10 protein-coding genes are annotated in these 14,327 nt (G+C 60.1%); 7 read left to right on the forward strand and 3 right to left on the reverse strand.

All coding sequences use genetic code 11. From position 1 onward, the window contains the following. The first annotated feature begins 18 nt into the window (after positions 1 to 18). From C6Y56_RS25200 to C6Y56_RS25210, 3 genes are all read left to right on the forward strand, one after another. Complete coding sequence (locus C6Y56_RS25200; protein WP_169432071.1) at positions 19 to 1,335, forward strand: bifunctional DedA family/phosphatase PAP2 family protein; 1,317 nt, start codon at positions 19 to 21, stop codon at positions 1,333 to 1,335. A 139-nt stretch (positions 1,336 to 1,474) separates the two neighbouring features. After that, positions 1,475 to 4,918, forward strand: coding sequence for a calcium-binding protein (locus tag C6Y56_RS25205; protein ID WP_169432072.1), 3,444 nt, complete (start codon positions 1,475 to 1,477; stop codon positions 4,916 to 4,918). A gap of 247 nt (positions 4,919 to 5,165) precedes the next feature. Further along, positions 5,166 to 6,629, forward strand: coding sequence for a hypothetical protein (locus tag C6Y56_RS25210; protein WP_249314344.1), 1,464 nt, complete (start codon positions 5,166 to 5,168; stop codon positions 6,627 to 6,629). Positions 6,630 to 6,640: 11 nt separating this feature from the next. Here C6Y56_RS25210 and C6Y56_RS25215 read toward each other — a convergent pair whose 3' ends face one another. Genes C6Y56_RS25215 through C6Y56_RS25225 form a run of 3 tightly spaced genes read right to left on the reverse strand, consistent with a single transcriptional unit; the run spans position 6,641 to position 8,320 of the window. Further along, positions 6,641 to 7,231, reverse strand: a complete 591-nt coding sequence (locus C6Y56_RS25215) for an LON peptidase substrate-binding domain-containing protein (RefSeq protein ID WP_169432074.1) — start codon at positions 7,229 to 7,231, stop codon at positions 6,641 to 6,643. A gap of 10 nt (positions 7,232 to 7,241) precedes the next feature. Then, the gene (locus C6Y56_RS25220; protein WP_169432075.1) at positions 7,242 to 7,958 is read right to left on the reverse strand and encodes an LrgB family protein; all 717 of its coding nucleotides are present in this window, start codon (positions 7,956 to 7,958) and stop codon (positions 7,242 to 7,244) included. Then, positions 7,958 to 8,320: a CidA/LrgA family protein gene (locus C6Y56_RS25225; RefSeq protein WP_169432076.1), complete on the reverse strand. Its 363-nt coding sequence runs from the start codon at positions 8,318 to 8,320 to the stop codon at positions 7,958 to 7,960. Before C6Y56_RS25225 ends, C6Y56_RS25220 begins: the two co-directional genes overlap by 1 nt. Positions 8,321 to 8,513: 193 nt before the next feature. Here C6Y56_RS25225 and C6Y56_RS25230 point away from each other — a divergent pair, with 193 nt between their 5' ends. The 4 genes from C6Y56_RS25230 (at position 8,514) to C6Y56_RS25245 (ending at position 14,315) form a co-directional block, all read left to right on the forward strand. Beyond that, on the forward strand, positions 8,514 to 8,969 hold the full coding sequence (locus C6Y56_RS25230; RefSeq protein ID WP_007909575.1) for a MaoC family dehydratase: 456 nt from the start codon (positions 8,514 to 8,516) through the stop codon (positions 8,967 to 8,969). Positions 8,970 to 9,079: 110 nt separating this feature from the next. Then, the gene (locus tag C6Y56_RS25235; RefSeq protein ID WP_169432077.1) at positions 9,080 to 10,807 is read left to right on the forward strand and encodes a C13 family peptidase; all 1,728 of its coding nucleotides are present in this window, start codon (positions 9,080 to 9,082) and stop codon (positions 10,805 to 10,807) included. A gap of 27 nt (positions 10,808 to 10,834) precedes the next feature. Further along, the gene (locus tag C6Y56_RS25240; protein ID WP_169432078.1) at positions 10,835 to 11,476 is read left to right on the forward strand and encodes an oxidoreductase; all 642 of its coding nucleotides are present in this window, start codon (positions 10,835 to 10,837) and stop codon (positions 11,474 to 11,476) included. 238 nt (positions 11,477 to 11,714) lie between these two features. Continuing rightward, positions 11,715 to 14,315 carry a hypothetical protein gene (locus tag C6Y56_RS25245; protein WP_169432079.1) on the forward strand — a complete coding sequence of 867 codons (2,601 nt, stop codon included), beginning with the start codon at positions 11,715 to 11,717 and terminating at the stop codon, positions 14,313 to 14,315. Positions 14,316 to 14,327 lie beyond the last annotated feature (12 nt).

Consider the following 14,327-nt stretch of genomic DNA (forward strand, 5'->3'; position numbering starts at 1 on the left):
TGAAATGGAGTGCTTTGTATGGGCCCATGGCTCGATAGCGTGACCGGATGGCTGGCCGCCAACCCGCAGTGGCTGGCCGCTGCGGTATTCATCGTGGCCTTAGTCGAGTGCCTGGCGATTGCGGGGATCATCGTTCCCGGCACAGTGCTGCTGTTCGCCGTGGCGGCACTTGCCGGCAGCGGCGCGTTGTCACTGAGCGAGACCCTGTTGCTGGGCTTTCTCGGCGGGATTCTTGGCGACCTGGTTTCGTATTTCCTCGGACGCCACTTCCATCAGAACATCCGGCGCCTGCCGGGACTGCGTCATCACCCGGAGTGGATGGCCGGCGCGGAGACCTATTTCCAGCGCTACGGTATTGCCAGTCTGCTGGTCGGGCGTTTCATCGGTCCGCTAAGGCCGATGCTGCCAATGGTCGCCGGGATGTGCGACATGCCCTTCCCGCGCTTCGCTGCCGTCAGCCTGCTGGCGGCGGCGGGCTGGAGCATTGCCTACCTGCTGCCGGGCTGGGCCACCGGGGCGGCGATTCGTCTGCCGTTGCCGGAAGGCTTCTGGCTGCAGGCAGGAATCGTCGCCGGCAGCATCGCGGTGATGGTCGGCCTGAGCGCCAACAGCAGCCTGCGCCGCCATCGCCGGACGACGGTCTGGATCAGCAGCATGAGCCTGTTGATCCTGATCGCGCTGTTCATCGGTTATCCGTATCTGACAGCACTCGATCAAGGCGTCATGACCCTTGTGCAGGAACACCGCAGTGCGGCGCTCGACGAAGTTGCGGTGGTTTTCACCCTGATCGGCGAATTCCGCAACATGCTGGTGTTCAGCATTCTGCTGACCGGCCTGTTGCTGCTGTGCCGCCAGTGGCGTCAGGCGATCTTCGCCGGCAGTACCTTGCTCGTCACCGCACTGGCCAACACCGGAACCAAACTGTTTTTCGCCCGGGTACGCCCGGAAGTGCTGACCGACCCGATCACCAGTTACAGCATGCCCAGCGGCCACGCGTCCGGGTCGTTCGCGCTGTTTTTGACACTGGCGGTGCTGGCCGGACGCGGGCAACCGCCAAGACTGCGCCTGACCTGGCTGTTGATCGGCTGCATTCCGGCGCTGGCGATTGCTCTGTCACGGGTGTATCTGGGAGCACACTGGCCGACGGATGTCCTGGCCGGTGCCATGCTCGCCGCCTGCGTCTGCGCAGCGAGCCTGTGGCTGACTCAGCGCCGCTCCCCGCTTGAAGCGATGCCGCAAAAGGTCTGGTGGCTGGTGCTGCCTGCGCTGGTCGCCCTGTTCGGTTTTTTTGTATTGCGGCATTTGCCACACACCTTGTTGCGATATGCCTACTGAGCCCGCGCTCAATGCTCATCGGTGCATCCGGCGCCGATGAGCGTCATCAAACATTTGGCAAAGCAAATGCTCATGAACAAGTCCGTGTCCCATGCCACATTTCGGCAGCAGCACCACAAACGGACTTGTGAAAAGAACCATGACTTTGACGAATCAATTGAACCCTGTTTCACGGACTGACCGACCGCCAGCTCCGATCAAAATATCCGACCTGAACATCCAATCGGAGCCCCCCCTTCAGGCCTCGGGCCAAAAGCCCGGGCTTGCGGATATCGACACCCTGTTCGGCCCTCTGCGCATCGGAGAGTTCAGCGTCAGTCGCCAGACGCTTCAGGCCTTGGGTGGCCGAATCCACGGGCAAGCCCTCTCGGCGAGCAGCACCTACTTTTCCGAACCTGACCAAGCGTTCATCGATGCACTGGAATTCGATACGACTCAGATCGAACAGCGCATGAGATCCGTTCCCTCACCGGAAAACGCTCAGATCCCGCCCCTGCTGTACGAAATCGTCACCCAGCGCTCTCCCGATGCCCCACCACTCATGCGTGAGATGCCCACCGGTGAGTTCGCTGACGCCATGAACAAGATCAACCACCTGCTGAACGCCACCCAACGCCTGGACATTCGTCGGGACCCGTTGCCCGAACACTTGCCGGACTGGGTCGATAAAACCAAAAGCCGCGGGATGGCCAGCATGGGCGTCGGGCTGCAGGCGTACGGACTCTACAGCGCTTACATCGGCGCCATCGACGCGTTGAAGAAAGGTGACACGACTGAAGCGCTGATCAACCTTGGCGGAGGTCTCTCGGAAATCACTTCACTGGGAGTCGAATACGCCCTGAGCAAGACCGGCGAGCAAATGATCCGCCAGGGATCCATGGCCTTCGAACAATTCGGCAAGACCTCCATGGGCAAGTGGCTGTGTCGTGGAGCCGGGTTGATCGCCAGCGTGCTGACACTGCCCTTCGATATCTATACCGCCATCAAATCCTTCACCGATGCGGCCAAGGCCCAGGGCAAGGAAGCGCAGGACCTGTATGTCACCGGCGGACTGAGCGTGTTCAGTGGCGCGCTGTCCCTGGCCCTTGGCTGCGCAGCACTGGCGGGATTCCAGGCGGCAGGCCCGGTGGGTATCGCCGCCGCCGCAATCATGATTGTCGGATCAAAAATCTATGGTGCGGTGCGGGCGGTCGACGATATTGACGACTACATCGAACTGACCGTGAACGAACGCTGGCGTGCCGGCTGGTTTGCGTTCACCGGACAGCGTCAGGACAAGGCGCTCATGGATCGCTACCTGGTCGCCAAGACCACCGACGACTACGCCAAAGCCCTGAAGACGCGCAGCCTTCGATGGCTGGACAACGAATTCAGGGAAACCGTCGACGTCATTGTCAACGGTCGATTCGAGGTGACGCTGCAACCCACCCGTCTCTATCGTTACCAATGGGACGAAGACAAGGGCGAAACGCCCTACACCATCGAAAACCTGCCCATCATCAAAGACACAGACGACTCGAATGACGCGCGTGACGGTTTACCGGATTCGGATTCCGTCGTCTCCATAACGAAAAGTGACCCTGCCAAAGGGGTTTTCTGGAGTCTGGGCGGTGGGCATGACACGGTGCAGGGTATTAAGGAAAAGCCGAATTTCTTCAGCTACACCACAGGCCGCAAAACCCTGAGCGGTGGCGACAAGAACGACTCCTTTGTGTTTCAGTCGGCGTCAGAAGCACTCTCGTACGACCCGATCAAGGCCAGCGAACTGTCGGGTGGAGATGGAATCGATCTATTGTGGCTTCAAGGCACGCACAAGCACCTCGACCATATTCCCGACCCACCCCGCCATCTCGGTTATGACATTGATCTGAAACGCGGAAGGCTGGCGTTGCGCCCCGCGAGCCCGGGACTTGAACCGGTACTGCATTCGACACTCAAGTCCATCGAAAAGGTCGAGACACTTGCCGGCGCAACCAATCGGGTCATCGGCTCCGATCAGGCGGACATCATTGCAGCCAATGGTAACGATCACGTCGAGGCCGGTGCCGGGGATGATCAGATATCCGTACGTGGTCTGAATGCCACGGTCGATGGCGGTCCCGGCAGTGATATCTATTATCTAGACCCGATGTGCCACAGGATCTCCATCACCGAGGACGGTCTGGAGCCGAGCACGGTCTATCTGGGCGTATCGCTTGAAGCCATCCAGCGCTGGTTCGTCCGGGAGAACGCGCTGGTGATCGAGTCACTTCGAGACGATGATCCCGGGTCGCCCAGGCGTGAACTGATACTGGAGAACGCTTACCGGACCATGGATGGCAAACGCATCCTGCACCATGAAAAATGGGCGTTCATTACCCAGGACGGTTTCCACTTGCAGCCGGACTGGCCCACCGAGATTCTGCAGTCCGGCGATCTGCCCGTCAGCGTCACCATCCGAACGTCAGGCGTACCCAAGGCGTCTCCGGTGCAGATCAACGATCATCCGCACGTACTGTCGGCTCAAGCACACTCTCACTATTTCGTTTCCCGCCAGATCCGTCGCGCCGCCCTGTTCGCCCCGAAGGACAGCCTCCCTTCGCACAGCACCGTGTACGTCGATTTCGACAGTGAGGAAATTGTCAGGGTCAGCGCCACTTATGTCGTGAGCATCACGGAAATGGAGGCGTTCACATTCCTCGATTACGACAATGTCCATTTCACCCTGACGTTCGCTCGGGGAGCCCGGCTCTCGCTGCATGGAAACGTGATCGGGAACCGGACCCGAAAGAGCGACATGGGCGCCGGCAACATGGCCGCAGGGTGGGCGATGAATCATCCCTTGACCCTGGTGATGCGCGATGGCGTCTCCTACCACCTGGACTTCCCCCGCAATAACTATCTGGAAGATGCAAAGAATCCGGGTTACCGGCTCATTGAAAGCCGAGCCTCACTGCGCGAGCGAGCGGGCCGATACCTGTTCGTCAGCCCCTTTGTCAGCAAGCGCGCCTTGAAGAACACCCCGCAACGGGTCGACTTTCTGGCCACCGAGCACAACGCGACCTATTGGCTGGAAGGAAGATCGGCAAGCTATGAGCTTTTCCCCGCCAGCAATCTCTCCATCCGCCTGTCCACCGCCGAAGCTGACGTGAGACTCTCCGGTTCATCCACCTGGCTCATTCACACGCATCTCCTGCCGGAAAAAATCACCCTGCGCGACCTGAGCATCAAGAACGACCTGATCAAAATCGGCAGCGTTCACATTCACCTGCCGGACAGTAACGATCCACTATTGCCCCTGGAAACCGTCGAGGTAGCGATCTCGTCCGGGAACCGTTACCGGATCAATAACCTGTTCGAGGTGATTGGTCTCTGCGTGGCGGATGCTCGGGCGTACTCGACAATCGATGCGCTTGTTCAGGACGCGAGGGACCACCAGCATCGCGACGAACTTGAAAACACTGATTTGCAGGTTCTGAACCTGCGCTTGCGCGATGCCACTTCCGGCAGGATTTTCTACAACGTTGCCACCGACACCTGGAGACTCGAAAGCGAGCCGTCCCGTGTGATATCGGCCGAACACCTGTCCATCGTCAAGGAATGACACCATGCGCCCCAAACCACCCTCAATGCCAACCCCGTCCAGGATCGACACGTCCGCCGACCCTTCGATTCAACCTCCCCGGCTGCGGCCACAGGGGCAGATACCACCGTCACATGATTCACTTTCCGATCCGGTCATATCAGGCAATCGCCCCCCGGGGCATCAACTGCCATCCACCGCTATCACCACCCCTTCCAGAGTCGAGTTCTCGGACTTGCCTGAGCGGTCCCGGGAATCGGCAACCCTGTTGAGCCGCTATCTGTTGAGCCCCGGCTTGCTGCGCAACATGCAACCGGCCAATGAAGAGGGCTTGCGTTATGTCGTCGGACGCAAGTTCGTCGATGTCAAAGACAGCGGCACCGTGCATGTGGAGTTCGACCCGAACCTGGGCACGTATCGGGCCATGGATCTGTACCGAAAGCTTGCGCCGGGACCTGCGCTCTACAGAAACGCCGGCGAATCAACCTGGAGCCCTGCTCGACAGACCGATACAGCCCATCCGCTCAAACGACCGAGTGCGGATAACCGTGCCGCAGAAGCGGCGGTGCCGACAAGACAGCCGCGAATCACGTTGGTGCCAGCCCAGTTGAAAGCAGCCACGTCCGAACTGCTGGGTACGCATTTCGCAAGGCTGTACCCGCAGATGACTCACGGTGAGCGGGTCATGCAATTGCGTTCATACAACCTTTCTCCGCTCCAGCACGTTCGACTGCGCGACGATCTGATCGCCCATCCGTCAGAGCTCCCGGAATGGGTCGTGCAGCACAAGACACGATCCCTGAACACTGACGACCCTGGACGCTACGACGCGCTCCATCAGGAAATAGAACCCCTGCTCCTTCCCCTGAGAAACGGCAAGCTGCTGCTCAGTCGTCTGGGCGATTATGGTGATTTCAGCGAGAGCGTCAGCCGCGAATTTCTCGACGGATTCATTGCGAAGCTGGGGTACCTGCGCAACGACAGCGACTGCCTGTACCGGACGGACATTCCGGCCCTGTTCCGGGCTGATGAACGGACACCGTTCGAGTTCTACAACGATGACCGGATGTTGCCGCGATTGAAGCATCCTCGTGGAGCAACCACCGATAAACCGGTCAGCGCAACCGTCAGCCTGAAACTGGTTCATGAATATGCCGGCAAAGGCATCGATTCGCCCGATCCGGTATACCTGCTCTACAACAACCAGAAAAACAAGTACCCCGGACGCAAGCCCGGCGATCCCGCCAATGAGTCAGGGGAATCTGACAATGACTGGTCCGAAGCGTCGGACGTAGAGCTCGACCCCGAACGCAATTACGAAACCGTCCGGCACGATCAAAAGATCATATTCGCCTACATCATCGACACACGAAAAATGGAAGTCGTTCTTAGAGAGGAGAATCACCTGCTCAATGCCGCGGCCAGGGACAAGGGTGCGTGGTTCCCGGAGGATGAGCTTGAGGCGCTGATTTCAGCATCGAAACGGGGCATCGATTCGAATCGCCTCTGGCTGCTCGACTCGACCCTGACTCGCGCCGCAAAAGTCGAAGACATTGCTTATGAGGCCGGATATCAGTCACGAATGGACATGGAAGAGCGAACCCATCGAGGCGCCTACAATCGATACGAATATGATGCTCTGATCGACAAGGCAGCCCAGGCCGGCAAACCGATACTGACACTGGGCAAGGACAAGGAGTGGTTCGCCAACGACATCATCTGGCCGCAATAGCGATTTCGACTCTAGGCAAACAACTCGCCCTGCAACTCGTCGAGCAGCGCCTGGATCGCATCCAGTCGCTGCTGCGGGTCATCGAGTTGCAGCAAGTCGATCTTGTCTTCCTCGGCAAACGGCAGCAGATACGCCAGCTGATTGGCCAGCGACTGCTGCCCTGCCGCTTCGGTGCCCATGTTCAGCGCCTCAACCATCGGATGCTCGGCCAGAGCCTTGAGCAACGCCACCAGATCGGCGTCCTCATCCTGCAAGGGTTGCTCAGGCTCTTCGTCCAGCCACTCGACCTCGGCGACGATCAGTTGATCGCGCTGCACTTCGGTGCGCTGCACGATGAACCGGCGTCCGCCCTGCACCCGGATGCCCAGCAGTCCGTTGTCCTGCTGCTGGAAGTCAGTGATCCGCGCTTCGCAACCGACCATGGCGAAACCTTCGGGGGCAGCGCCGACTTCATGGCCTTCGAGAATGCACACCACGCCGAAACCGCCGCCCTGCTTCATGCAGCGGCCAATCATGTCCAGGTAGCGCGCCTCGAAGATCTGCAAATCCAGGTTGCAGCCGGGAAACAGCACCGTGTTCAGCGGAAAAAGCGGCAGACTCATAGACATTTCCTTACACCACCATCGACACCGCCAACGGCAGGAACACCGCCGTGGCCACGCCCATCAGACTCATCGCCAGTGCCGCGAAGGCGCCGCACTCGTCACTTTCCTGCAACGCCACCGACGTGCCGACCGCATGCGCCGTCATGCCCAGCGCCATGCCGCGCGCCTCGGGACTGTGCACACCGAGGCGGGTCAACAACGCCGGGCCGAAGATCGCGCCGATCACCCCGGTGATCAACACGAACACTGCCGCCAATGCCGCGACACCGCCAATCTGCTCAGCCACCAGCATCGCGATGGGTGAGGTCACCGATTTGGGTGCCATGGTCATCAGGATCATGTGATCGGCACCAAACCACCAGCCCAGCGCCACGCCCATGCCCGTGGCGACCACCCCGCCTATCACCAGCGTAGTAAAAATCGGCCAGAACAATTGGCGGATGCGCCGCAGATTCAGATACAGCGGCACCGCCAGCGCGACGGTTGCCGGGCCCAGTAGAACGCTGAGGATCTCCGTGCTCTTGCGATACTCGACGTAAGTCAGGCCGCAACCGACCAGCACGCCGATCACCAGCAGCATCGACACCAGCACCGGTTGCAGAAAGATCCAGCGGGTTTTCTCGAACGCCGCCAGTACCAGTTGGTAAGCCCCCAAGGTGATACCGATGCCGAACAGCGGGTGATGAATCACCGAAGCCCAGGCGCCTTGCCAGTCAAACAGCATCAGGATTCCTCCGAATGCGGTGCGTGGCGCTTGACCAGGCGCTGCATCAACACCCCGGCGAAAGCCATGGACAGAATCAGCGACACCACCAGCGCACCGACGATCGCCCAGAAATCCGCGGCAATCGCCGTGGCATAGACCATCACACCCACCGCCGGCGGCACCAGCAGCAACGGCAGGTAACGCAGCAGACTGCCGGCCGCAAGATTCAGCGGCTCGCCGACTTCACCGCGCACGATCAGGAATGCCAGCAACAGCAAAAGGCCGATGATCGGCCCCGGCAGCACCGGCAACAGCAAATGATTGAGGGCCGTGCCGAGCAATTGAAACAGCACCAGCCACGTCAGGCCGCGTAGCAACATCCGTCATCTCCGTCTTACTTTCCAACCCGCAAGTCGTCGGCATTATAAGCACGCCTGCGCTATGGATCGGCATTCGCCAAAAGCATGGTCGGTTGACCTGAGCAAATCGCCATGATGATCTACAGTGGTTCGCAGGGCGGTCAAATCCCCCACCTGAAAAACTATAAAACCGATGAACCCAAGGAGAGTCTCAATGCCCTATGTTCCAGTTGCAGAGCTCAAAGATTATGTCGGCAAGGAACTCGGACGTTCCGAATGGCTCACCATCGATCAGGAGCGCATCAACCTGTTCGCCGAAGCCACCGGGGATTATCAGTTCATCCATGTCGACCCGGTCAAAGCCGCGCAAACGCCATTTGGCAGCACCATTGCACACGGTTTCCTGTCGTTGTCGCTGATCCCCAAACTGATGGAAGACATCCTGATCCTGCCGCAAGGCGTGAAGATGGTGGTCAACTACGGTCTGGACAGCGTGCGTTTCATCCAGCCGGTCAAGGTCAACTCCAAAGTCCGGCTCAAGGTCGACCTCGGCGAAGTGACCGAAAAGAAACCCGGCCAGTGGCTGCTCAAGGCCACCGCCACCCTGGAGATCGAAGGCTCGGACAAACCGGCCTACATCGCCGAACCGCTGTCGCTCTGCTTCGTCTGAGTGCCGGGATGCGAAGCCGCTCACGCGGTTTCGCATCCACTCCTCCCTGCCGGCTGTATAAGGTCACATAGCTGCGGCATACTCGGTCGCCTAATTGCCCGGATCCCGCTATGCGCCAACTTGCTGCTCTTGCACCGCTTGCCCTGACCCTGATGCTCACCGCTTGCGGCGACGGCGAATCGCTGTTGCCCCCGGACGCACGCCTGCCCGACGGCGGACGCTATCGCGGCGAGCTGGTCAACGGTCTGCTGCAAGGCCAGGGCCGGGTCGACTACCCCAACGGCAGCTGGTACGCCGGCACGTTCGACAAGGGGCAGTGGCACGGTCAGGGCGAATGGCACGGCAGCAATGGCGAAGTCTATCGCGGCAATTTCCAGCAAGGCCTGTTCGACGGCCAGGGCACGCTGACCACCCACGGCGGCAGCTACACCGGCGGCTTCAAGCTCGGCCGGCGCGAGGGCGAAGGCACCCTCAAGGAAAACGCGATGACCTATCGCGGCGAATTCAAGGACGATCAGTATTCCGGCCTGGGTCGCCTGGAACTCGACGACGGCAGCTCCTACCAGGGTCAGTTCGCCCACGGCAAACCCAACGGTGAAGGCCAGCGCGGCGACGCCAGCGGCAATCAGTTCAGCGGCCACTTCATAAATGGCCAGCTCGAAGGCAACGGTACCTTCAACAGCGCCGACGGCGACATCTATGTCGGTGGCTTCAAGAACAATCAACTGCACGGCAAGGGCCGCTACGAGAACGCCGACGGCGACGTCTGGCTCGGCCAGTTCAAGGAAGGCGCGCTGACTGGCAAGGGCGAACTGATCGGTGCCGACGGCAGCCATTACATCGGTTATTTCAACGACTGGCGTTTCAGTGGCCAGGGCCGCTTGAATCTGTCCGACGGCAGTTTCTACATCGGCGGTTTCGACAGCGACAGCTACGCGGGACGCGGCACGCTGGTGCTGACTGACGGCACCGTGCTCAGCGGCACCTGGATCAATGGCCAGCGCGTGCGCGATGCAGACGGCAAATTGCTGCCCGACACCCTCGAACTCGGCCTGCTGGCCCAGGGCCGCCTGCTCGACGAAGCGTTGGCCAACGTGCCAGCCTCGACCCCGGCGGTAGAGTTGTACACCCTGACCCTCGGCGGCGACGGCAAGCAAAGCGTGTTCCTGCGCGAATCCGACTACGTGGCCAACATGCTCGCCAGCCGTTTCGGCGCCTTTGGCCAGATTCGCCTGGTCAACCATCGCGATCACCTGGGCGATCGACCGATGGCCACCCGCGAAAACCTGCGCCGAGCAGCACTGACCCTGGCCGAACGCACTGGCCCGGAAGACCTGGTGTTTATCTATCTGACCAGCCACGGCACCGCCGAGCACGAACTGGTCCTCGATCAGCCGCGCATGGAGCTTGCCGACCTGCCCGCCGACGAACTCGCCGCCGTGCTCGCGCCGCTGAAAAACCGCGACAAGATCATCGTGATTTCCGCGTGCTATTCCGGTGGTTTCATTCCGGCGCTGAAGGACGAAAGAACGCTGATCATGACCGCCTCGCGCGCCGACCGCGTGTCATTCGGCTGCTCCGAGGAGGCCAACTTCACCTATTTCGGCGATGCCCTGTTTGCCCAGGCACTGAACCAGACCGACGACCTGGAGCAAGCCTTCAAACTGGCCAAGGCCACGGTTGCCGAGCGCGAGCTGGCGGACAACTTCGAAGCTTCTGAACCGCAGATCTGGGCACCGAAAACCGTGCTTGCGCACTGGCAGCTACTGCGCAAGCAACAGGCGAGAAAAGCGTTGCAAAGTGCTGCGTTGAACGACGGAGCGACAAACAGCAACTAAGCTGAACAGTATCAAGGGAGAGACACTATGTACTTGACGCCTCAGCATGTATTGCTTGCCGGAGCCACCGGGCTGACCGGTGAACATCTGCTCGACCGTTTGCTCAACGAGCCGACGATTACCCGTGTCCTGGCCCCTTCACGCCGGCCGCTGGCCGAACATCCGCACCTGGAAAACCCGGTCGGTGATCCACAGACGTTCCTTCCACAACTGGCCGGCCGGGTCGACATCGCCTATTGCTGCCTCGGCACCACCATCAAGCAGGCCGGCTCCGAAGAGGCGTTTCGCGCCGTGGATCTGGACATGGTCGTAGCATTCGCCAAGCGTGCCCGGGAAATGGGCGCACGACACCTGATCGTGATCAGTGCCCTCGGGGCCGATCGCCGATCCTCGATTTTCTACAACCGGGTCAAAGGCGAGATGGAATATGCATTGCGCGCGCAGGACTGGCCGCAACTGACCATTTGCCGGCCATCGCTGTTGCTTGGCGAACGCAGCGAGCCACGCCTGGGCGAACAACTGGCCGCCCCCTTCTCGAAACTGATTCCCGGCAAGTACCGCGGCATCGAAGCCTGCCAACTGGCCCGTGCCATGTGGCGCCTCGCGCTGGAAGAGCAGGACGGGGTGCGGATCGTCGAGTCGGATGAGTTACGCAAACTCGGCAAGTAAGCTCCCTCACCCGGCAGTTCAACGCGGATCCGGACGGCCATTTCCAATGGAGTCCGAGGATCTCGCGTTGAACGGCCCGACAGTTGAAACGAACTGAATCGAATCAGTAACCACGTCCTATCTATTTACCTCATTCGCCTTCCCTTCCATGGATAACGTGCCTGCCGGCACGCCTGCGCCTGCTGTCATCCCCACATGAGACGGCAGCACGTCGGGCAATCATTGAAAGGATTCCCAGATGGCACCCAAAAACCCAACGCCGAAAAACACCGGCACACCCCACAACCCCGTTGATTCATCACCCCCTCCGTCAGTTCCGCGTTTTGAGATCCCGGGGCTGGTTCGCCTCGAAGGACCGGAACTCTCTCTGCCCAACCAGCAACCGGGAACCACACTGCCCGCCGTTACAAGCGACAGATTGCCCGCGATGCAGGTCAGGGACTTGGTAAACCCTGTCGCCGAGAACCCCGGAGCCTCGCTCCTCGATCCCCGCTCGACCGAATCGATTCGCCAATATGAAGTGCCATCCCAGGCAAGACCCCTTTTGCCTGCCGTGGGGCCCGAAGGGTTACGCGTCCACAAAGGGCGCATTTACGCCGAGGTGCAGTACACCTCGACCACAACGGTCATGGTGGCCTGGGACGAGAGCATCGGAACCTACCGCCCCATCCTTCCACAGGAAGCGCACCCCTCTGGCCCTGCCCTGCACTTCGACCCCGAGAGCAATACCTGGCGGATCGGCAGGCCGCAAATTGTCAGCCGTTCGATTGAACCGACGATACATCAGCCGGTAGTCGACGCAGACGACAGCCTGGCACAGGCATTCCAGCCACAACCGGGGCGACCGCCTCAGCCGCAATCGGTCACTCCCGTCGTGTACGTCGACACCCGGCATTACGTATGGGACGAAGCCACCCACCATCACCATGGTTATGTGCTCATGCACCGAAAAATGCGGCTGGACGACTCGGTTGGCCCTCCGTTGCACCACGCGTTCAGGGACGATAGCGGTGCGTTCGTCAGTGTCGAGCCTCCCGCTCACCCCATCGATCAGCCAGCCGAACTGCTGCCTGCCTGGACAGATCGCGACATCTGGGATCTCTACGGCATACAGGGTGCAGACATCGCCCGTTTTCGCGCCGAAGCAGAGCGCACCGGCAGGAAACCTCAGTGGGCGCATGTTCGCGCACGACGGATGGAAAACACTTACCTGTTTGACGAGCTACGTCGCTGGCTGGGGCCGGAGATGGACCGCAACATGTTCAACCGCCTCCTGGACCATCAGAAACGTCCCCCTGCCAAGTGGGCCGAACATCTCGAAACCGTCACTTTGCACCGCCCCGCACCACCCCCTCGAACGCCTTTACCAGAGCTGTCGACGCCCGACTCGTTGCCGCGCCTGTCGAAACCCGGCACACCAGAAAACCCGGACGCCACACCGGTTTACGGTGACAAGAGTCACTACACCTGGGATCTCGAAAAACCAGACCCTCATGGTTACGTCGAAATGCGGCGCAAACCTGGCCTGGACGACAGTCACGGCCCGCTCACTCAAGTGGCGTTCCCCGAAGGATCCGGCCTGACTGTCGTCAGGCCTGTGAAGTATTCAGCGGAACAACGGGCATTCCGACCCTACTGGCGGGACATCGATATCTGGAACCTGTACAGGATCGAAGGAGACGACCTCGTGCGCTTTCGTCGGGACGTTGCGATCTCCGGGAAACCACCCGCATGGATCAAACAACGTGAAGCGCCTTCCCGGCGCGAACAGTTGATCGAATACCTGCGGTTGTGGACACGCCCTTATTCTCAGCTCGACTCAAAGGAACAGGTCATTGCCCGCTTCCAGCCGTACAATCTGTCCACCCTGCAACTGGCGCGACTGTGCAAGGAGATATCGCCGACCGGGCAGTTCAAGAATCTGATCAACGATGAGCTGCCCACGTGGGCAAAGACACATCGAGATCGCACGCGACTCGTAGCCAACCCAAAACTCTACGATCCGTTTCTGCCGGAAATTCGTGCCGAAATGATCAGTTTGAGAAATCAGGGGGAAGGCACCAGCATTCTGAAAGCCAGCCTGACGGCCCCCTTCTTTCAAGAATTGCTGGTACACAGTGGCTATAAACGCAACAAGCATAACTACCTGTACAGAACCGACATCCCCGCCGTGTTCAAAGTAGACGAGCGGATGCCCTTCGAAATTGCCCGGCCCGCCGCCATGGTTCCACAACGGTTATCGACCGTAGGCTCCACGAGCGAGACTCCCGTCAGCGCGGTGTTCAGTCTCAAGACTGCCATGGATTTCGCGAATGAGGTCGTCCGGACAGAGGATCCGCTGGCGGCTAGCGAATCGCGCCAGAACAGTCACGCCGGCCTGGCGCCCCACCCGCGACGTATCAGATTCTGCTACCTGCTCGACACTCGCAATGTGGAGGTCGTTCCGGGACAGGAAAATCGCGCCTACAATCCAATGCGGCCCAACCAGAGCCTCGCTGACGGCAAAATCCTGTTCCCGAGCATGAAAATGGAGGGGCATGTCTCGACGTCTCCGATCGGGCTCACCTCCAGACGCGTCTGGCTCGTCAACTCGACCATGACCCGCGCGGCCACAGTGGAGGATATCTATCTGCAGGCACAGTCACGCGCCACCGGATCGAATCAGAACCACACTGATGCCATCGAGGCCCGCACGCGTGCAGGAGACTTGAACCGTGACGAATATGACGCGCTGATCGATGAAGTGGCGAGCGCCGGCAAGCGCGTTATCGAGTTGCCGACGGGACAGGACATCTTCTCCGACGACATCGTCTTTCCACCCGAAACGATCACGTTGTAGGCAGTTTCAATG

Origin of the sequence: Pseudomonas fluorescens, from assembly GCF_012974785.1 — a bacterium.
GTDB lineage: Bacteria > Pseudomonadota > Gammaproteobacteria > Pseudomonadales > Pseudomonadaceae > Aquipseudomonas > Aquipseudomonas fluorescens_BT.